The organism is Roseomonas haemaphysalidis (genome assembly GCF_017355405.1).
Lineage (GTDB): Bacteria > Pseudomonadota > Alphaproteobacteria > Acetobacterales > Acetobacteraceae > Pseudoroseomonas > Pseudoroseomonas haemaphysalidis.
Map to the genome: position 1 here is coordinate 907,377 of NZ_CP061177.1, position 18,005 is coordinate 925,381.

Sequence of the window (18,005 nt, forward strand, 5' to 3'; positions counted from 1 at the left end):
CGACCAGGACCGGAACACGCCCATGCTGACCATCGCCTATGTCGCGGCCAGCGACCTCGACCTCGCGGCCGCGTGGCTGGCGCGGGCCCTGGCGGATGGCCGCGCGCCGGTGCTGGTGGCCGATGCCGCCGACCTGCCGGTGCTGCGCGCGCTGGCGCTGCGCTTCGGGCTGGAACACCACCTGTTGCCCGGCGGTCCCGACTGGCCCGAGGCCCTGGCGCTGCGGCCGCTGATGGCGCGCGTGGCGGAAGGCCCGGCGGAAGCGGTGCTGCTGTGCGACGCCGTGCCCTTCAACATGGTGTTCCGCAACAACGAGGTGGTGAATTCCTGGGCGGACCGCTTTCCGGCCGTGCGGGTGCTGCACCAGCTGGGCGTGCAGGACTTCCGCTTTGTCGGCCGCGACGGCGAGTTCAAGGTGCGCATTCCCTGGCTGCTGGACAGCCTGGTGGGGCGGCACAAGGGGCAACGGGCCTTTGTCATCGGCAACGGGCCCTCGCTGCGAAACACCGACATGTCGCGCATGAAGGACGAGATCACCTTCGGCTCCAACCGGTCCTTCCTGGGCTACGAGGACTGGGGCTTCGCCTTCAAGTACTGGGGCATCTCCGACCGCCTGCAGCTGGAGATGTACCGGGAGGAGTACGAGGACAACATCGACCGCGACTCGATCAAGTTCTTTCCCTTCGAGTACCTGCCCTTCTTCCGGGTGGAGAACGCCTGCCCGATCCCGGTGGCATCCGAGATCTTCTTCGGCCAGCCGGCGCCGCTGCGCTTTCCCTACTTCGCGGAAAAGCCCAGCATGGTGTTCATGGCCTTCACCGTCACCATCACGCTGATCCAGATCGCGGCGATGATGGGCTGCAACCCGATCGTGCTGGTGGGGATCGACCACAGCTACCCCATCGCGCGCGTGAAGCGGCGCGGGCAGGGGGAGGGCGCGGCGATGAACCCCACCGCGCTCGCCCCGCCGGAGGAGCTGGCGCGCAAAAGCAAGCTGGGCTGGGACTTCTGGGAAGGCAACGCCGCCACCGGCGCCACGCATTTCACGGACAAGTACACCAGCAACAAGGTGTTCGTGCCGCCGCGCACCGCCTGGTCCGAGGCCGCCTACGACTATTGTCGGCTGTGGGGCGAGCGCAACGGCGTCGAGATCATCAATGCGACGGTGGGCACGCATCTGCAGAGCTTCCCGAAGGTTGACTACAAGACACTATTCTAAAGAAAAGGTGCTGACCTTGTGATGAACGTAACGGGCGATACCGGGCAGAACATGGTGATCGGTGAATTTGCCGAAGGAAGCGCTGCCCAGGTCGTATTCCGGGGCAAGGGAGGCGTCCTGGAAATTGGGCCGAACGTTATCTTCCGATCCGGCACCATCAACTTTCGCGGTGATGGGCAACGGGTCGTGCTGGGTGGCGACAACGTGTTGCTAGGCGAGATTCATCTCTCGGGAAACAGCAGCCAAGTCGAAATTGGCCGAGGAACTAAGATGAATTCCGCCGTATGGATGAATCTCGGTGAAGCCAATGACCGCGTGACCATTGGGCAGGATTGCCTCTTTGCCAATGTGCGATTTCGTACGTCGGATTCTCATCCGATCTATGACGATACAAATGGCGAGCGGATCAATCCATCCAAGCCAATCACTGTCGGCAACAAAGTCTGGATTGCCGAGGATGTGCTGATCCTTAAGGGTGCCATTATCGAGGACGGCAGTGCGATCGGCGCTCGATCTCTGGTTGCTGGCCGTATCCCGAGCAAGTGTATTGCGGTGGGGTCGCCGGCCAAGGTGGTGCGGCAAAACATCCGGTGGGAAGAGAAATTTCCCCGCTAGTCCACCCACTGCATTCCGGCGCACCTCAGCCCTGCGCCGCTGGCCCCTGCAGCCCGGGCGGCGGCGTCGCCTCCTCCGCATCCGGGTCGCGCCCCTGCTGGCGGTCCAGCATGCGCATGATCGGCGTCACGGTCAGGCCATGCAGCAGGATCGAGAACAGCACCACCAGCCCGACCAGCCCCCACAGCCGCTCCGCCCCCGGCTGCTGCATGTGGTTCAGCCCGTAAGCCAGGTAGTACAGCGAGCCGACGCCGCGGATGCCGAAGAAGGCCAGCGTCAGCTTCTCGCCCCGCGCGGCGGGAAAGCCCAGCAGCCCAACCAGCCCCGTCAGCGGCCGCACCACCAGCAGGATGACCAGCGCCAGGCCCACCTCCATCCAGGTCACGGTGGCCAGCAAACCGCTGACCAGCGCGCCACCGAACAGCAGCAGCAGCACCATCATCGCCAGCCGCTCGATCTGCTCGGTCACCTCATGCATGCTGGCGTGGAAGTCGTGCTGCCGGTGGGCGTGGCGGAAGGTGGCGGCGGTGACGAAGACGGCCAGAAAGCCGTAGCAATGGATCACTTCCGTCAGCCCATAGGATACCAGCGTGGCGGACAGGCCGATCAACCCGTCCCCGGTGCGGGCCAGCTTGGTTTCCGCCGAGACATGGAAGGTCAGCCAGCCGAAGATCCGGCCGATCAGCCAGCCCGCGCCCACCCCGGCGCCGATCTCCCACACCACGCGGTAGGTCAGCCATTCGGTGAACCAGGGCTCGCCGCTGCCCGCCACGGCGGCCAGCGCGATGGCCAGGTGCACGAAGGGAAAGGCGAAGCCGTCGTTCAGCCCGGCCTCCGAGGTCAGGCCGAAGCGCACCTCGTCCTCATCGCCGGTCTTGGGCGGGCCGACCTGCACGTCGGCCGCCAGCACCGGGTCGGTCGGCGCCAAGCTGGCCGCCACCAGCAGCGCCACCGCCCAGGGCACCCCCATGCCCCAGCCCACCAGCAGCGTGATGGCCAGGATGCCCAGCGGCATGGTCACCCCCAGCAGCCGCCAGGTGACGGCCCAGCCGCGCCAGCTGAACACCCGGTCCAGCTTCAGCCCCGCGCCCATCAGCGCGATGATGACGACGAACTCGGTGAAGCGCTCGGTGATCTCGGGGAACTGCATCGGCAGGGGCTTGAGCGTCACCTGCGGCAGCGCGAACAGCGCGGCGCCAAGCGCGATGCAGACGATGGGCAGGGACAGCGGCAGGCGCTTCAGCACCATCGGCAGCCAGGCCACCAGCGCGATCAGCAGGCCGGCGCCGGTCAGGAACAGGATGTAGGGGTCGGGCAGCCAGTCGCGGAAGATCATGGCATCACAACGTGGCGGCGGCGGCGAAAGGCGGGCCGGGGCGGCGATTTCCTGCCCGGCTTCCGTCTTTTTCATGCGGCGGGCGGCGGGACCGCCCCGGTCGTCAGCCGATCAGCGCGTCGACCGCGTAACCAATGGCGGTCCAAAACACTGCGGACATCGCCACGGCGGCCATGATGCCGGTGGCGGCCGACAGGTCCGGGCGGGAGGGAGCCTCCTGCGGCGCGGACACGAGAACAAGGGCGGTGGTGGCGGAAGCGGTGGGGGTCATGGCGCGGCCTGTTGCGGGACTGCGGCCATGATGCCGGCAAATCCCTAACGCCCCGTGAACGCCCATGATCTTTTTTGAGACGCGTCGTCCGGACACGCCAACAGGGCCGCCAAAGCAGCATCAGGTCCGGTCAGGGTCGGGAAAATCCGGCGGGCGATGGTGGAGCCGAGGGGAATCGAACCCCTGACCTCCTCATTGCGAACGAGGCGCTCTACCAACTGAGCTACGGCCCCAAAGCCACGCGAGGCCCGGCTTATCCACGACGGCACAAGGACTGTCAAGCGGTGCTTGCCCCGCCGCGCCCGCCTCCGTAGATGATCCCCCGGGCCGGGTTGCCGGGCCTTCATCTTTGAAGGAATGACGATGTACGCACTGTTCTGGCTGATCGATCAGCTCATCGGCCTTTATGTCTGGGCGTTGATCATCGCCGCGGTGTTCAGCCTGCTGGTGTCCTTCAACGTGCTCGACACCCGCAACCGCTTTGTCTGGACCATCGGGGACTTCCTGTACAAGGTGACCGAGCCGGCGTTGCGCCCGCTGCGGCGCTTTCTGCCCAACATGGGCGGCATCGACATCTCGCCCATGATCCTGATCCTGCTGCTCTACGCGGCGCGGATCTTCCTGTGGCAAACGCTGTTCCCGCTGGTGGCCGGCTGAGCCGCCATCCCGCCTGGCGGGTGGTGGCGGAGGGGGTGGAGCTGCGGGTCAAGGCGCAGCCCCGCGCCCGCCGCCCCGGCCTGCAGGGCATGATGGAAGGCGCGGACGGCCCCCGCCTGCGGCTCGCGGTCAGCGAGGTGCCGGAGGACGGGCGCGCCAACCGCGCCATCTGCGCCCTGCTGGCCGCCGCCCTGCATGTCCCCCCTTCGCGCATCGCGGTGGTGCAGGGGCTGGCGTCGCGCGAAAAGACCTGCCGCATCGCCGGCGACCCCGGCACCCTCGCCCCCCTGCTGGCCCGCCTGGGCTTCGGAGAGCTCGCATGACCGCACGCATCATCGACGGCAAGGCCGTGGCCGCCGCGCTGCGCGCCACCCTGGCCCAGCGCATCGGCGGCCTCGGCTATGCGCCCGGCCTGCGCGTGGTGCGGGTGGGGGACGACCCGGCCAGCGGCGTCTACGTGCGCAACAAGGACCGCGCGGCGCAGCAGGCGGGCTTCAACAGCGCCACCATCCAGCTGCCCGAGGATACCTCGGAGGCCGCGCTGCTGGCCGTGGTGGCCGAACTGAACGCCGACCCGGCGGTGGACGGCATCCTGGTGCAGCTGCCCCTGCCGCCGCAGATCCGCGCCGATGCCGTGATCCAGGCGATCGACCCCGCCAAGGACGTGGACGGCTTTCACGCCACCAATGCCGGGCGCCTGGCGATCGGCCAGCCCGGCCTGGTGCCCTGCACGCCCAAGGGCGTGATGCACCTGCTGGCCGCCGCCGGCGCCAGCCCGCGCGGCGCCCGCGCGGTGGTGCTGGGCCGCTCCAACATTGTCGGCAAGCCGATGGCGGCCCTGCTGCTGGCCGCCGACGCCACGGTCACGGTGGTGCATTCGCGCACCCAGAACCTCGCCGCCGAATGCCGCAGGGCGGAGATCCTGGTGGCCGCCGTCGGCCGGCCCGAGATGGTGCGCGGCGACTGGGTGGCGGAAGGCGCCACCGTGATCGATGTGGGCATCAACCGCCTGCCCGACGGCCGGCTGGTGGGCGATGTCGCCTTTGCCGAGGCCGCGCGTCACGCCGGGGCCATCACCCCCGTGCCCGGCGGCGTCGGCCCGATGACCATTGCCTGCCTGCTGGAGAATACGCTGGACGCGGCGGTCGCGCGCCGGGGCTAAGGCTCGGCTCCGGCAAAGGGCCGCCGCGCGATCGCGTGGCCGTTCCCGCTGGCCTTCCTCAGCTTCCGGCCGGCAGGCGCAGCGTGCAGCGTTCGGCATCCGCTTCCACGACCGTGATCCCCGCGTCCAGCAGCGGCCCGTGGCATTCCGGGGCCACCGCCCAGTTCATGCGCAGCACCAGCCCGTCCAGCACCAGCGTGGCAGGCGTGCCGCGCGGCAGGGCGCGGGCGCCCTGGGCCGCCCGCAGCAGCGCCAGGTCCACCGCCGGGCGTGCCACCACGGTGGTGGCGGTGGCGGGAACCTCGACAGTCAGCGGGCGGCCGATGCCGGTGGCCAGCAGCGGGCGCACGGTGTCGAGAAAGCGGCCGGAGTCGAGCGTCGGCGTTTCGTCCGGGCGCCCGAGGCGCAGAAAGGCGCGCAGCAGGGCATCCAGGTCGCTGGTGGCCTGGGCGGCGCGGGACAGCCGGATGCTGGCGCGGTCGTCCGGCGGCAGGCTGGCCAGGACGCTGTCCATGTTGGCCTGCATCACCATGATCAGGTTGTTCAGCGCGTGCTGCATCGGCCGGGCCAGCCCCGCCATCGCCTCGCCTGCATCCTTCACCGGATCGTATCCTCCATGACGTCGTGGAACAGCCGCGCCGGCAGGGTGCCGCCGCTGACATCCTCCATCGGCCGGGCGTCGTCGTTGCCCAGCCAGATGCCCGCCACCAGCCCGCCGGCGATGCCGACAAACCAGGCGTCGCGGAAATCCTGCGTCGTGCCTGTCTTGCCTGCAACCATGCGGCCCGGCAACGCGGCGGCGCGGCCGGTGCCGCGGGACACCACCGCGGCCAGCATCCGCCGCATCTCGGCCGCGTGCTCGGCGCTGACGGCGCGGACCGGCGCCGGGTTGGGCACGGCCAGCGACCGCCCGCCGCCATGCGCGACCGCGATGCCATAGGGGGTGACCCGCATGCCGCCATTGGCAAAGGGCGCGTAGCCGGCGACGAGGTCGATCAGCGTCACCTCGGCGGTGCCCAGCGCCAGCGAGGCGTTGTTCGGAAACCGGCCCTGCACGCCGAGTCGCTCCGCCACCGCCGCCACCGCCCTGGCGCCGCCGGCGGCCAGCAGCACGCGCACGGCGGCGGTGTTGATGCTGTGCGCCAGCGCTTCCTCCAGGGAAACCTCGCCCCGCGCGCGCCAGCGGCCGTTGCCGGGGGACCAGCCGCCCAGCGTCAACGGCTGGTCGGACACCGTGCTGGACGGGTCCATCCCCTGCTCCAGCGCCGCCAGCCACACAAAAGGCTTGAAGGCGGAGCCGGGCTGGCGGCGGGCCAGCGTCGCGCGGTTGAAGGGGCTGGCGCGGTAGTCACGGCCGCCCACCATGGCGCGCACCGCGCCGTCGCTGGCCTGCAGCACCACCACGGCGCCCTGCGTCACCCCCGCCGCCGCCCCGGGGCCGGCCAGCAGCGCGCCGAGCCGTGCCTCCACCACCGCCTGCAGCCTGAGGTCCAGCGTGGTGCGCAGCGCCAGGTCGCCGCTGCCGGGAAAGCTGTCCGCCAGGTCGTCCTGCACCCAGTCGGAAAACCAGCCGGCATCGCCCGACGGGCGCGGCGGCAGCACCATCTTGGCGGCTTCCTCCGTGGCGCGTGCGGCGGTGATCAGCCCGGCATCGACCATGGCGCCCAGCACCTCCGTGCCACGGCGGATGGCGGCTTCCGGCGAACTGCGCGGATTGTAGCGCGATGGCGCCTTGGGCAGCCCCGCCAGAATGGCCGCCTGCCACAAGGCCAGCCGCCGCGCGGGCACCCCGAAATACAGCCGTGCCGCCGCGTCCACCCCATAGGCACCGGCGCCCAGGTACACGCGGTTCAGGTAGATCTCGATCAGCTGGTCCTTGCTGAAGCGGCTTTCCAGCCACAGCGCCAGCATCGCCTCCTGCACCTTGCGGCGCATGTGGCGCTCGGGCGTCAGGAACAGGTTCTTGGCCAGCTGCTGCGTCAGGGTGGAGCCGCCCTGCACCACGCGGCCGGCCCGCCAGTTGGCCACGGCGGCGCGCAGCAGCCCCAGCGGGTCCAGGCCGAAATGGCTGCGAAAGCGCCGGTCCTCCACCGCCATCAACGCGCCGGGCACGAAAGCCGGCAGGTCGGCCAGCCGCACCCGCTCGCCATACAGGTCGCCGCTGGTGGCCAGCAGGCGGCCGTCGGCGGCTTCCAGAGTCACCGCCGGGCGGCGGCTGGCCACCAGCGCCGTTTCCGGCCGCGGCAGGTCCCAGGCGAAGAACAGCACCCCGGCGGCCAGCGCCAGCCCGCCCCAGACGGTCACCAGCACCAGGACGCGCAGCAGGCGCCCCAGCCCCGAGCGGCGGCGGGCCGGTGGGGCGACGGTGGCGTGAGCGGCGGGCGCCTTGCCCCGCGGGGCATGCGCCTGGGGGCGGGGCATGGCTTCTTCTAGGCCATCAGCCGGCCCGGCAGAAGGGGAAGACGCTGATTTGCAAGGAAACATAAGCGTCGGAATTTTGCGCTTGGCCGCCGCCGCCGCCGCATGGCACCACCGCTCCATGTTGGGCGGGAAAACGACCATGCGACAGTCGGGAGCCCTGCTGCTGCTTGGCCTGCTGGTCCTGCCGTCGCCGCTGCGGGCGCAGGCGGGCGGGCCACAGGACAGCGCCCGTTGCCAGCAGCAATGCGGTGCCGTGCTGCCCCGCCGCATCGACAACACCCGCGAGGTGCAGACCTGCCTGCTCCGTTGCGAGGCCCTGAGCCGCCTGCAGCCCGCCCCGGCCAGCCGCAACGCGGCGCCGCGCGGCCCGCAGGGGAGAAGAAGGCTAGGGGGATAAATCCTGCCATGCTTCTGTCGGCTTCCAGGTGAAAGCTTTGGCGGCGCCGTGCCTTGCCCGGTCCGCGGGCGGGCGGAATGCCTTCGCCACTTTCCCCCTTTCCCGAACAGGCAGAGAAGCATCGGTCCGGGGAAGGCGTTGTGCCCCGGCCCGCCGCCGAACGCGTCCGAAAGAACCTTGCCGATGCCCCGCCCCACCCTGTCCAGCCTCGGCGCCCTGCGGCTGCTGCTGCCTTATCTGCGGCCTTATCGCGGGCGGGTGCTGCTGGCCGGCGTGGCGCTGCTGGCGGCGGCGGGGCTGACGCTGGGGCTGGGCCAGGGGCTGCGGCACCTGATCGATTCGGGCTTCGGCGAGGCCGGGGGCCAGTCGGCGGCGCTGGACCGCGCGGCGCTGGCCATGGGCGGCGTGGTCGCCGCACTGGCGGTGGCGACGGCCGCGCGATACCTCGCCGTCGCCTGGCTGGGGGAGCGCGTGGCGGCCGACCTCCGGCGCGACGTCTACGGCCACGTGCTGACCCTGTCCCCCGCCTATTTCGAGACGGCGCGCACCGGCGACATCCTGTCCCGCCTGACCGCCGACATCGCCGTGCTGCAGGCGCTGATCGGCGGCGCGGTGTCGCAGGGGCTGCGCTCGGCGCTGACGGTGGCGGGTGCCTTCGCCATGCTGCTGGCCACCAGCCTGAAGCTGGCCGGCATCGTCGCCGTGGTGGTGCCGCTGGTGGTGGCGCCGCTGATCCTGTTCGGGCGGCGCGAGCGTGCCCTGTCCCGCGTGGCGCAGGAACGGGTGGCCGACCTCGCCGCCACGGCGGAGGAAACCATCAACGGCCTGCGCACCGTGCAGGCCTTCACGCATGAGCCGCTGGAGCGTGCCCGCTTTGGCGCGGAGGTGGAGCGCTCGGTCGCCGCAGCACTCCGGCGCATCTCCACGCGCGCCATCCAGATCCTGGTGGTGATCCTGCTGGGCGTCGGCGCCATCGCCTTCAGCCTGTGGGTCGGCGGGCGGGACGTGGTGGCCGGGCGGATGAGCGGCGGCGAGCTGTCGGCCTTTGTGTTCTACGCCGTGCTGCTGGCGTCCTCCGGCGCCGCGCTCAGCGAGCTGTGGGGCGAGGTGCAGCGCGCCGCCGGCGCCGCCGTGCGGCTGGCCGAGGTCCTGCAGGTGGTTCCCACCGTCGCCGCCCCCGCCCGCCCGCTGCCGCTGCCCGAGCCCGCGCGGGGGCGCATCGTCTTCGAGGGCGTGTCCTTCCGCTACCCCACCCGCCCGCAGCACGCCGCGCTGCACGGCCTCAACCTGGTGGTGGAGCCGGGCGAGACGGTGGCCCTCGTCGGACCCTCCGGCGCGGGCAAGACCACGGTGCTGCAACTGCTGCTGCGCTTCTACGACCCGCAGGCCGGCCGCATCCTGCTGGACGGCGTGGACATCCGGGAACTGGACCCGGCCGCGCTGCGCGCCCGCCTCGGGCTGGTGCCGCAGGACCCGGTGATCTTTTCCACCGATGCCGCCGCCAACATCGCCTATGGCCGCCCCGGCGCCAGCCCGGACGAGATCCGCGCCGCCGCCGGGGCGGCCGCCGCGCTGGGCTTCCTCGATGCCCTGCCGCAAGGGCTGGCCACGCCGCTGGGCGCCCGGGGTGTCACGCTGTCCGGCGGGCAGCGGCAGCGCATCGCCATCGCCCGCGCCATCTTGCGCGACCCCGCCGTGCTGCTGCTGGATGAAGCCACCAGCGCGCTGGACGCGGAATCCGAGCAGGCGGTGCAGCAGGCGCTGGCCACCCTGTCCCGCGGCCGCACCACCCTGGTGGTGGCGCACCGCCTGGCCACCATCCGCCGCGCCGACCGCATCGTGGTGCTGGAAGGCGGGCAGGTGGTCGCGAGCGGGCCGCACGAGGCGCTGATCCGCGAGGGCGGGCTCTACGCGCGGCTGGCGGCGTTGCAGTTCACGGGCGAGGAGGCAGCAAGGCCGGGGGAATGAATTCCCCCAAACCCCCATCTTTTTTCTGTCAGTCTGGCCGGGCGCCGCGAGGCCGCGGGGCAGCGTTGAATGAATCATCGGGCCGCGCGGGCTGAACCGTCGGTCGCCGGAGGTCGATGACCTCCGGCGCACCCGGTCGGAGTGCCACGCGGAAACGGCCGCTCCCGAAAAACAGGCAGAAAAAAAGGGGGTTCGGGGGGAATTCGTTCCCCCGGCCTTCGGCCGTTCAGAACACCGCCGCGAAGGGCAGCACCGCCACGCTGTCCCCCGGCTTCACCTCCACCACATCCTCGCGCAGTTCCGCGAAGGCGTCCGACCGCGTCAGGGAGGTCAGCAGCCCGGCGCCCTCGCGCGGGTATTTCCGCGCCACGGGCAGCGGCCCCTCGCCGGACAGCGAGACGCGGACGTATTCGCGGCGCCCGGCCTTCTTGCGGTAGCTGAAGTCGGCCGTCGCGGCGAAGCGCGGCAACGGCGCGGCGGTGGCGCCGGCCAGACGCAGCGCCAGCGGGCGGGCGAGGTGCAGAAAAGTGACGATGGCGGCCACCGGGTTGCCGGGCAGGCCCAGCACGGGAGTGCCGGCGACGACGCCCATGGCCGCCGGACGGCCGGGCTTGAGGGCGAGTTTCCAGAACACCAGCCGGCCGCCGGCCTCGATGGCGGTGCGGACGTGGTCTTCCTCGCCGGTGGACACGCCGCCGGAGGTGAGCAGCAGGTCGTGCGTGGCGGCGGCCTCGCGGAGCGCGCCGGCGGTGGCTTCGGCGCGGTCGGGCAGGATGCCGAGGTCGTGGGCTTCCACCGGCAGGCCGGCCAGCAGCGCCAGCAGGGAAAAGCGGTTGCTGTCGTAGGTCTGCGCCGGGCCGAGCGGCGTGCCGGGCGCGGCCAGCTCGTTGCCGGTGCTGAACACGCCGACGCGCGGGCGGCGGGTGACGGGCAGGGTGGCGAAGCCCAGCGCCGCCAGCAGCCCGATCTCGGCGGGGCCCAGGCGGGCGCCGGCTGGCAGCGCGCATTCGCCCTGTGCCACGTCCTCGCCGGCGGGGCGACAGTTGGCGCCGTGCTTCAGCCCGGGGGGCAGGCGCAGGCGGGGGCCGTCCAGCACCGCGTCCTCCTGCATCATCACCGTGTCGGCGCCGGGGGGCATCGGCGCACCGGTCAGGATGCGCAGCGCGGTGCCGGGGGGGATGGGCCCGGCGGCGGCCTGCCCGGCGGCGAGGCGGCCGTGCAGCGCCAGCACGCTCTCGGCGTCCGGCACGAGGTCGGCATGGCGGAAGGCATAGCCGTCCACCGCGCTGTTGAAGAAGGGCGGCAGCGGCTGGGGGGCGTGCAGGTCTTCGGCGAGCACGCGGCCGCGGGCGGCGGCGAGCGGCACGGTCTCGGTGCCGGCCAGGGGCGGCACACGCGCCACCACCAGCGCGGCCGCGGCTTCCACCGACAGCAGCGCGCCGCCATGGGCGAAGCAGTCGTCGCTCAGCTGGGCCATGGCGCGGCGTGGGCGAGGATCAGGTCGGCGATCGCCTCCACCTCGCCCAGCGCGGCGAAGGGCAGGGCGCCGGGGGGCGGGGTGTCGGTGGCGGCGGCGCGGATGGCGGGGTCGTCCGGGTGCAGCCAGGGCTTGTTGTTGGCGGCGCGGTGCACCTCCACCTTGGGGTGGGCATCGCGCTTGAAGCCTTCCACGATCACCAGGTCCACCGGGTCCAGGCGGGCCAGCAGCTCGGACAGCGCCGGCTCCGGGGCACCGCGCAGCTCGCTCATGAGCGCCCAGCGCTGGGAAGAGGCGACCATCACCTGCCGCGCGCCGGCCTGACGGTGGGTGTGGCTGTCCTTGCCGGGGGTGTCGATGTCGAAGGCGTGGTGCGCGTGCTTGACGGTCGAGACCGCGATGCCGCGCGCGTTGAGCGTGGGGATCAGCCGGGCCAGGAGCGTGGTCTTGCCGGCGCCACTCCAGCCGGCCAATCCGATGACGCGCATGACGGCGGGCTTAGCGGGGGCGTTGGGGGCGTGCAAGGCGCAGGGGGTGGAGGAAGGTCGGGGGAAAGAATTCCCCCGAGCCCCCATCTTCTTTCTGTCGGTTTGGGGAGCGCCGTGGGGCGGGGTAGCGGCATGAAAATATGCAAGGCCGCGTGGGCTGAGCTCTCAGTCGCCGGAGGTTGATGACTTCTGGCGCATCCGGCCGCCACGAAGCAGGCCGGTGCCGGGGATACGACCGAAAACATCCCGGAAAAGGATGGGGGTCCGGGGGAATTCATTCCCCCGGCTTGCTTAATCCGCCCCGACCGCGCGCTGCGACGTGCTGCCCGGCCGCACCGTCTCATGCGCCTTGACCACCTCGTCCTCGACCCAAAGGCTGTGGTGCTCGCGCGCCCAGTTGTAGTCCACCTGGCCGCTGCCCATGGCGGAGAACGAGCCCTCGATGCCCAGCGTGCCGATGTAGATATGCGCCAGCATGGTGGCCATCATCAGCATGGACAGCACGCCATGCACCATGTGCCCCCACTGCTGCCCAGTCACGTCCGTGACCGTGAAGGGAAAGACCAGCAGATAGCCGGAGGCGGCCACCAGCGCGCCGCCGCCCACCGTCACCCAGAAGATCGCCTTCTGCCCGGCGTTGAAGCGGTGCGCGGCCGGGTGGCCGTGGCCCACCATGCCGCCGAACTGCTTGATCCAGACCCAGTCCTGCTTGTTGGGGATGTTGCCCTTCACCCACAGCAGGAACATCAGCACGACGCCCAGCGTGAAGGGAAAGGCCAGGAAGTTGTGCGCCAGCTTGCCGTAGTGCGACAGGGCGGTGAAGGCCTCGGGCCCGATCAGCGGGCGGATCAGGTAGCGCCCGAAGGTCAGGTTCAGGCCGGAGAACATCAGCACCAGAAAGGTGCTGGCGGTCATCCAGTGCACCGTGCGCTCCAGGAAGTTGAAGCGCAGCATCATGCGGCCCGAAAAGCCGCTGGCCACGCGGATGCGGCCGCGCAGCAGAAAGAACAGCGCCAGCAGCGCGATCATCCCCCCCACCGCGATGCCGCCGGTCCAGTTCAGGGTGCGGTTGTGGAACACCCGCCAGTCCCGCCCCGCCGGCTGCACCAGGTTGCTGGCCGTCTGGTTGGGGATGGAGATGCGGCCCTGGATGCGCTGGCCCTTGAGGGCGGCTTCCAGTTCCCGCTCCTCGGCGCTGGGCTGCCCCTGGTCGCCCAGCGGCGGCGGGGCCGGGATCGGCGCCACGGGCGTGGGGGCCACGCTGGGCTGCGGCGCGGCGGGCGTGCCGGTGGGCTGCTGCGGGGCGGTGGAATTGGGCGCCTGGCGCTGCTGGTTCTCGCCCGCGCTCTGGGTTTCCGGTACCGGGGCCTGCAGCTCCGGCGCGCCCTTGTCGGGGCCGGCGCCGTTGTCCTGGCCCTGCCGCTGGGTGGTGGGCGAGTTCTGCGGCACGGCCTGCTGCGTTTCGCCGGATTGCGGCGCGGGCGCCTGGGCCAGCGCCGGGCCGGCGGGCAGCCCCGCCGCCATCAGCGGCAGGGCGACCGAAAGGGAAAGAAGCGCGCGGCGCATCAGGCGCCCACCGTCTCGCGGTAGGCGGTGCGCCAGCCCCAGGCGCCGGCGCCATAGCCGCGCGTCTGCACCCGTTCCTTGTAGATGGAGGCGATGATGTCGCCGTCGCCCGCCAGCAGCGCCTTGGTGGAGCACATCTCGGCGCACAGCGGCAGCTTGCCCTCGGCGATGCGGTTGGCGCCGTACTGCGCCTGCTCGGCGGCCGAGTTGTCGGCCTGCGGGCCACCGGCGCAGTAGGTGCACTTGTCCATCTTGCCGCGGCCGCCGAAGTTGCCGACCTTGGGGTACTGCGGCGCGCCGAAGGGGCAGGCGTAGAAGCAGTAGCCGCAGCCGATGCACAGGTCCTTGTCGTGCAGCACGATGTGGTCGGCCGTGGTGTAGAAGCAGTCCACCGGGCAGACCGCCTGGCAGGGCGCGTCCGTGCAATGCATGCAGGCCATGGAGATGCTGCGCTCGCCGGGCTTGCCGTCGTTGATGGTCACCACCCGGCGGCGGTTGATGCCCCAGGGCACCTCGTTCTCGTTCTTGCAGGCTGTGACGCAGGCGTTGCACTCGATGCAGCGGTCGCTGTCGCAGAGGAATTTCATGCGGGCCATGATGGAGGTCCTTCCCGTCAGCTAGCGCGGATCTGGCACAGCGTGACCTTGGTTTCCTGCATCGCGGTCACCGGGTCGTAGCCATAGGTGGTCAGGGTGTTGGCGCTTTCGCCCAGCACGATCGGGTCGGCGCCCGGCGGGTAGTGGCCGCGCCGGTCCTCGCCCTGGTACCAGCCGCCGAAGTGGTAGGGCATGAAGGCGACGCCCTTGCCCACGCGGTCGGTCACCAGCGCCTTGACGCGCACCTTGGCGCCGTTCTCCGCGCCGTCCACCCAGACGTACTCGCCTTCGCGGATGCCGCGGGCGGCGGCGTCCTGGGTGTTGATCTCGACGAACATGTCCTGCTGCAGCTCGGCCAGCCAGCGGTTGGAGCGGGTTTCCTCGCCGCCGCCCTCGTATTCGACCAGGCGGCCGGAGGTCAGCACGATCGGGAAGTCACGCGCCACCTGATAGGAGCGCTGCTGCACCGTCCGCCCGATGTTGGGCATGCGGAAGCTGCGGCGGTCCTCCAGCGTCGGGTAGTCGGCGATCAGGTCGGTGCGCGGGGTATAGATCGGCTCGCGGTGCACCGGCACGGGGTCGGGCAGGTTCCAGGCGTTGCCGCGCGCCTTGGCATTGCCGTAGGGCACGCAGCCATGCTCCATCGCCACGCGGATGATGCCGAAGGACAGGTCGGTGGACCAGGATACGCGGTCGGGATTGTCGCCGCCGATGCGGGCGATGATCTCCTTTTCCCGCGCCGTCAGCTCGTCGAACCAGCCCAGGCGCTTGAGCACGGCCACCGTGAACTCGGGATAGCCGTCGGTGATCTCCGAGCCCTTGGAATAGGAGCCCTCGGCCAGCAGCGTCTGGCCGTTGCGCTCCACGCCGAAGCGGGCGCGGAAGGTGCCGCCGCCTTCCTTCACGTGCAGGTTGGTGTTGTACAGGATGTGGCTGCCCGGGTGCTTCATCTCCGGCGTGCCCCAGCAGGGCCAGGGCAGGCCGTATGTCTCGCCCGCCACGGGCGTGCCGGCGCGGCCACGCAGCGTCACCAGGTCGAAGTCCGCCTGGTGCTGCATGTGCAGCTTCAGCCGCTCCGGCGACTGGCCGGAATAGCCGGTCGAGATGGCGCCGCGGTTGATCTCGCGCAGGATGCTCTCGGCCACGGGTTCCTTGCCCCGCACCTCGATGGTCTTGAACATCTCGGCCGCGAAGCCGAGCTTCTCGGCCATGCGATACAGCAGCTCGTAATCGGTCTTGCTTTCGAAGATCGGCTTGACCACCGGGTCGTACCACTGCAGCGAGCGGTTGGAGGCGGTGCGGCTGCCGGCGCATTCGAACTGCGTGGACATCGGCAGCAGGTAGGTGCCGTTCCGGCGGTTGGACATGCTGGACAGGTTGGTGGGGTGCGGGTCGGCCACCACCAGCAGCTCCAGCTTCTCCATGCCCTTGATCGCCTCGGGCATGCGGCTGACGGTGTTGCCACCGTGGCCCACCGCGAACATCGCCTTCAACAGGTCGGGCTGGTCCACCTGGTCCTTCGGCAGCAGCACGGCGTCGAACCAGCGCGTGGTCGGGATGCCCGGCGTTTCCATCAGCGCCTTGGAGGCGAAGCGCTTGACCATGTCTTCGTAAGGCACGTCCCACACCCGGCACCAGTGGCGCCAGGCGCTTTCGTCGATGCCGTAGTAGGCGGGCAGGGTGGTGACATCGAGCCCGAGGTCGGTCGCGCCCTGCACGTTGGTGTGGCCGCGGAAGATGTTGGCGCCGGTGCCGGGCGCGCCGATGTTGCCGGTGGCCATCAGGATGATGGAGAAGGCGCGCACGTTGGCGGTGCCCACGGTCTTCTGCGTGGCGCCCATGCACCAGATCAGCGTCGCCGGCTTCTGCGTCGCGAAGATCTGCGCCACGCGCTTCATCTGCTCTTCCGGCACGCCGGTGACGCGCAGCACCTCCGCCGGGTGCCACTTGGCCACCTCGCGCCGCACGTCGTCCATGCCGTACACGCGCTGCTTGATGAAGTCCTTGTCTTCCCAGCCGTTCTCGAAGATGTGCCAGAGCAGGCCCCAGATGATGGGGATGTCGGTGCCCGGGCGGATCCGCATGTATTCGGTGGCATGCGCCGCCGTGCGGGTGAAGCGCGGGTCGATGACGATCATGTTGGCGCGGTTCTGCTCCTTGCCGGCCAGCACGTGCTGCATGGCGACAGGATGCGCCTCCGCGGGGTTGCCGCCCATCACGATGATGGTGCGGGCATTGCGGATGTCGTTGTAGCTGTTGGTCTGCGCGCCGTAGCCGAAGACGTTGGCGACGCCGGCCACCGTGGTGGAGTGGCAGATGCGCGCCTGGTGGTCGATGGTGTTCGTGCCCCAGAAGGCCGCGAACTTGCGCATCAGGTAGGCGCCCTCGTTGCTGAACTTGGCGCTGCCAAGCCAGAACACGGAATCGGGGCCGGACTTCTGCCGGATTTCCAGCAGCTTGTTGCCGATCTCCTCGATCGCCTGGTCCCAGGACAGGCGCTCCCACTTTCCGTCCACCAGCTTCAGCGGGTACTTCAGCCGCCGGTCGCCATGCACCAGCTCGCGCACCGAGGCGCCCTTGGCGCAATGGGTGCCGCGGTTGATCGGGCTGTCGAAGGCGGGCTCCTGGCCCACCCAGACGCCGTTCTGCACCTCGGCCACCACCGTGCAGCCGACGGAGCAGTGGGTGCAGATGTTCTTCACCCGCTGCACCGGCTGCGCGAAGTCCATGGGCCCGGCATGGGCGCGGCGGGCCGTGGTCAGCGGCAGGGCGCCGAGTGCGGCCAGCCCGGTGGCGCCGAGCCCCGCCTGGCGCAGGAAGGAGCGGCGGTCCAGCCCGCCGGAGGACAGGCCCTGGTAGGCGGCGGACAGGCGCTGCTTGGTGGCCTGCCGCTCGGAACGCTTGATCAGCATGCGCGGCGCCTCAGTATCGGTTGGTGCGGTAGAAGGCCTTCACGTGCTCGCTTTCGCGATAGCGCGCGGCGAGCTTCTCGTCGGCGGTTTCCTTGGCCGGCTTGGCGCCGTTCAGCCCGCCCTCGATGTTGAAGGCTGCGGCCGGCGCCGCCGTGGCCACGGCGGCGCCGCCGGCTAGGCCCAGGGCTTTCAGGAAGCCGCGCCGCTGGGGCTTGTCGTGCTCGCTCATCGCCGCATCCTTTCCGCTCATGCCGGCAGGCCCAGGGCCGCCAGCTCGATATCCATCAACGCCACGCCGATCGCCCCCACCGGGCGGTAAAGCTCGGCCGCCGCCGCTTTCTCCAGGTCCGCGAAGGCGCGGCCGGCCCAGGGTTGCAGGTGCCTTTGAAAGAACGCCGCAACCGCCTCCGGGGTGGCAAGGAACTCGCCGCCCAGCAGCCCGGCCATCGCCTCGCACAGAAAGCCCAGGTGGTCCTCGGGCTCCGCCACGCCGTCCGCCCGCTCGATCCCCAGGCGCCGCAGGTCGTCCCGCAGCAGCGCCAGCGGCCGCTCGTGCAGAAAGCCGGTCAGGTAGTAGGAGGCGAAGGGCAGCAGCTCGCCACGGCCGACGCCGATGAACAGCGCCGCGTATTCCCCGGCGGCACCGGCCGGGCTGGCCGTGGCGGCGGCCTGCGACAGCGCGGCGACGGCCCGGCCCAGCGGCGTGTCCTGTTGCGGCCCCAGCGCCGCCAGGCCGTGCAACAGCGCGGCATCCGGCGCCGCCAGCAGCAGCCGCCCGAGCAGCGCGAAAAGCCGCGCCCGCTGCAGGTCCACTGCGTCGGGCGGGGCGGCGGCGATGGTGGCGGTCGTCATCCCGGCGTGGCGTCCGTCCATGGTCTTGGTGGCCAGGGCACGCCGAAAAGGCCGCCCCGGGCCCGCCA

The 18,005-nt window shown here is 70.9% G+C and carries 18 protein-coding genes and 1 tRNA gene; 7 read left to right on the forward strand and 12 right to left on the reverse strand.

Annotated elements, in window-relative coordinates:
- Positions 1-22: 22 nt before the first annotated feature.
- Together IAI59_RS04140 and IAI59_RS04145 are read left to right on the forward strand one after the other, a co-directional pair.
- Positions 23-1,219, forward strand: coding sequence for a motility associated factor glycosyltransferase family protein (locus tag IAI59_RS04140; RefSeq protein WP_207419776.1), 1,197 nt, complete (start codon positions 23-25; stop codon positions 1,217-1,219).
- A gap of 21 nt (positions 1,220-1,240) precedes the next feature.
- A complete protein-coding gene (locus IAI59_RS04145; RefSeq protein WP_207419775.1) occupies positions 1,241-1,834 on the forward strand; it encodes an acyltransferase in 594 nt (197 codons plus the stop codon).
- Between the two features lie 25 nt (positions 1,835-1,859).
- Here the strand turns inward: IAI59_RS04145 and IAI59_RS04150 are convergent, their stop codons facing one another.
- The 3 genes from IAI59_RS04150 to IAI59_RS04160 all read right to left on the reverse strand — a co-directional run bounded on the left by IAI59_RS04150 (position 1,860) and on the right by IAI59_RS04160 (position 3,674).
- Positions 1,860-3,170 carry a cation:proton antiporter gene (locus IAI59_RS04150; RefSeq protein WP_207419774.1) on the reverse strand — a complete coding sequence of 437 codons (1,311 nt, stop codon included), beginning with the start codon at positions 3,168-3,170 and terminating at the stop codon, positions 1,860-1,862.
- Between the two features lie 103 nt (positions 3,171-3,273).
- Positions 3,274-3,441, reverse strand: coding sequence for a hypothetical protein (locus tag IAI59_RS04155; protein WP_207419773.1), 168 nt, complete (start codon positions 3,439-3,441; stop codon positions 3,274-3,276).
- Positions 3,442-3,598: 157 nt separating this feature from the next.
- Positions 3,599-3,674: transfer RNA gene (locus IAI59_RS04160), tRNA-Ala, on the reverse strand.
- A gap of 130 nt (positions 3,675-3,804) precedes the next feature.
- On the opposite strand from IAI59_RS04160, the gene IAI59_RS04165 reads away from it, so the two are divergent.
- The 3 genes from IAI59_RS04165 to folD are packed head-to-tail and all read left to right on the forward strand — an operon-like array spanning position 3,805 to position 5,260.
- On the forward strand, positions 3,805-4,098 hold the full coding sequence (locus tag IAI59_RS04165; RefSeq protein ID WP_207419772.1) for a YggT family protein: 294 nt from the start codon (positions 3,805-3,807) through the stop codon (positions 4,096-4,098).
- Positions 4,065-4,421 (forward strand): DUF167 domain-containing protein, encoded by a 357-nt coding sequence (locus IAI59_RS04170; RefSeq protein WP_207419771.1) that lies wholly within the window; start codon positions 4,065-4,067, stop codon positions 4,419-4,421. The genes IAI59_RS04165 and IAI59_RS04170 overlap by 34 nt, the downstream gene beginning before the upstream one ends.
- The gene (gene folD / locus IAI59_RS04175; RefSeq protein WP_207419770.1) at positions 4,418-5,260 is read left to right on the forward strand and encodes a bifunctional methylenetetrahydrofolate dehydrogenase/methenyltetrahydrofolate cyclohydrolase FolD; all 843 of its coding nucleotides are present in this window, start codon (positions 4,418-4,420) and stop codon (positions 5,258-5,260) included. Before IAI59_RS04170 ends, folD begins: the two co-directional genes overlap by 4 nt.
- A gap of 58 nt (positions 5,261-5,318) precedes the next feature.
- Here the strand turns inward: folD and IAI59_RS04180 are convergent, their stop codons facing one another.
- A complete protein-coding gene (locus IAI59_RS04180) occupies positions 5,319-5,861 on the reverse strand; it encodes a hypothetical protein (protein WP_207419769.1) in 543 nt (180 codons plus the stop codon).
- A complete protein-coding gene (locus tag IAI59_RS04185) occupies positions 5,858-7,681 on the reverse strand; it encodes a transglycosylase domain-containing protein (RefSeq protein ID WP_237181048.1) in 1,824 nt (607 codons plus the stop codon). Before IAI59_RS04185 ends, IAI59_RS04180 begins: the two co-directional genes overlap by 4 nt.
- 139 nt (positions 7,682-7,820) lie before the next feature.
- Between IAI59_RS04185 and IAI59_RS04190 the strand changes: the two genes are divergently transcribed.
- A complete protein-coding gene (locus IAI59_RS04190; protein WP_207419768.1) occupies positions 7,821-8,078 on the forward strand; it encodes a hypothetical protein in 258 nt (85 codons plus the stop codon).
- Between the two features lie 183 nt (positions 8,079-8,261).
- Positions 8,262-10,046, forward strand: a complete 1,785-nt coding sequence (locus IAI59_RS04195; RefSeq protein ID WP_207419767.1) for an ABC transporter transmembrane domain-containing protein — start codon at positions 8,262-8,264, stop codon at positions 10,044-10,046.
- A 226-nt stretch (positions 10,047-10,272) separates the two neighbouring features.
- Here the strand turns inward: IAI59_RS04195 and IAI59_RS04200 are convergent, their stop codons facing one another.
- From IAI59_RS04200 to IAI59_RS04230, 7 genes are all read right to left on the reverse strand, one after another.
- On the reverse strand, positions 10,273-11,523 hold the full coding sequence (locus tag IAI59_RS04200) for a molybdopterin molybdotransferase MoeA (RefSeq protein WP_207419766.1): 1,251 nt from the start codon (positions 11,521-11,523) through the stop codon (positions 10,273-10,275).
- Positions 11,511-12,011 carry a molybdopterin-guanine dinucleotide biosynthesis protein B gene (gene mobB / locus IAI59_RS04205; protein WP_207419765.1) on the reverse strand — a complete coding sequence of 167 codons (501 nt, stop codon included), beginning with the start codon at positions 12,009-12,011 and terminating at the stop codon, positions 11,511-11,513. The genes IAI59_RS04200 and mobB overlap by 13 nt, the downstream gene beginning before the upstream one ends.
- Before the next feature lie 291 nt (positions 12,012-12,302).
- Positions 12,303-13,577, reverse strand: coding sequence for a formate dehydrogenase subunit gamma (locus tag IAI59_RS04210; RefSeq protein WP_207419764.1), 1,275 nt, complete (start codon positions 13,575-13,577; stop codon positions 12,303-12,305).
- Positions 13,577-14,173 carry a formate dehydrogenase FDH3 subunit beta gene (gene fdh3B, locus IAI59_RS04215; RefSeq protein WP_207419763.1) on the reverse strand — a complete coding sequence of 199 codons (597 nt, stop codon included), beginning with the start codon at positions 14,171-14,173 and terminating at the stop codon, positions 13,577-13,579. The genes IAI59_RS04210 and fdh3B overlap by 1 nt, the downstream gene beginning before the upstream one ends.
- Before the next feature lie 17 nt (positions 14,174-14,190).
- The gene (locus IAI59_RS04220; protein ID WP_207419762.1) at positions 14,191-17,085 is read right to left on the reverse strand and encodes a formate dehydrogenase subunit alpha; all 2,895 of its coding nucleotides are present in this window, start codon (positions 17,083-17,085) and stop codon (positions 14,191-14,193) included.
- Positions 17,086-17,095: 10 nt separating this feature from the next.
- Positions 17,096-17,314, reverse strand: coding sequence for a twin-arginine translocation signal domain-containing protein (locus tag IAI59_RS04225; RefSeq protein WP_207419761.1), 219 nt, complete (start codon positions 17,312-17,314; stop codon positions 17,096-17,098).
- Positions 17,315-17,331: 17 nt separating this feature from the next.
- Positions 17,332-17,937, reverse strand: coding sequence for a TorD/DmsD family molecular chaperone (locus IAI59_RS04230; RefSeq protein ID WP_207419760.1), 606 nt, complete (start codon positions 17,935-17,937; stop codon positions 17,332-17,334).
- Between the last annotated feature and the right edge of the window lie 68 nt (positions 17,938-18,005).

Excerpts from the sequence above, each read along its gene's own strand:
- fdh3B (WP_207419763.1), bottom strand. The coding sequence starts at position 14,173 with ATGGCCCGCATGAAATTCCTCTGCGACAGCGACCGCTGCATCGAGTGC.
- folD (WP_207419770.1), top strand. The coding sequence starts at position 4,418 with ATGACCGCACGCATCATCGACGGCAAGGCCGTGGCCGCCGCGCTGCGC.
- IAI59_RS04230 (WP_207419760.1), bottom strand. The coding sequence starts at position 17,937 with ATGACGACCGCCACCATCGCCGCCGCCCCGCCCGACGCAGTGGACCTG.
- IAI59_RS04150 (WP_207419774.1), bottom strand. The coding sequence starts at position 3,170 with ATGATCTTCCGCGACTGGCTGCCCGACCCCTACATCCTGTTCCTGACC.
- IAI59_RS04155 (WP_207419773.1), bottom strand. The coding sequence starts at position 3,441 with ATGACCCCCACCGCTTCCGCCACCACCGCCCTTGTTCTCGTGTCCGCG.
- mobB (WP_207419765.1), bottom strand. The coding sequence starts at position 12,011 with ATGCGCGTCATCGGATTGGCCGGCTGGAGTGGCGCCGGCAAGACCACG.
- IAI59_RS04225 (WP_207419761.1), bottom strand. The coding sequence starts at position 17,314 with ATGAGCGAGCACGACAAGCCCCAGCGGCGCGGCTTCCTGAAAGCCCTG.
- IAI59_RS04185 (WP_237181048.1), bottom strand. The coding sequence starts at position 7,681 with ATGCCCCGCCCCCAGGCGCATGCCCCGCGGGGCAAGGCGCCCGCCGCT.
- IAI59_RS04200 (WP_207419766.1), bottom strand. The coding sequence starts at position 11,523 with ATGGCCCAGCTGAGCGACGACTGCTTCGCCCATGGCGGCGCGCTGCTG.
- IAI59_RS04140 (WP_207419776.1), top strand. The coding sequence starts at position 23 with ATGCTGACCATCGCCTATGTCGCGGCCAGCGACCTCGACCTCGCGGCC.
- IAI59_RS04210 (WP_207419764.1), bottom strand. The coding sequence starts at position 13,577 with ATGCGCCGCGCGCTTCTTTCCCTTTCGGTCGCCCTGCCGCTGATGGCG.
- IAI59_RS04195 (WP_207419767.1), top strand. The coding sequence starts at position 8,262 with ATGCCCCGCCCCACCCTGTCCAGCCTCGGCGCCCTGCGGCTGCTGCTG.
- IAI59_RS04165 (WP_207419772.1), top strand. The coding sequence starts at position 3,805 with ATGTACGCACTGTTCTGGCTGATCGATCAGCTCATCGGCCTTTATGTC.
- IAI59_RS04145 (WP_207419775.1), top strand. The coding sequence starts at position 1,241 with ATGAACGTAACGGGCGATACCGGGCAGAACATGGTGATCGGTGAATTT.
- IAI59_RS04220 (WP_207419762.1), bottom strand. The coding sequence starts at position 17,085 with ATGCTGATCAAGCGTTCCGAGCGGCAGGCCACCAAGCAGCGCCTGTCC.
- IAI59_RS04190 (WP_207419768.1), top strand. The coding sequence starts at position 7,821 with ATGCGACAGTCGGGAGCCCTGCTGCTGCTTGGCCTGCTGGTCCTGCCG.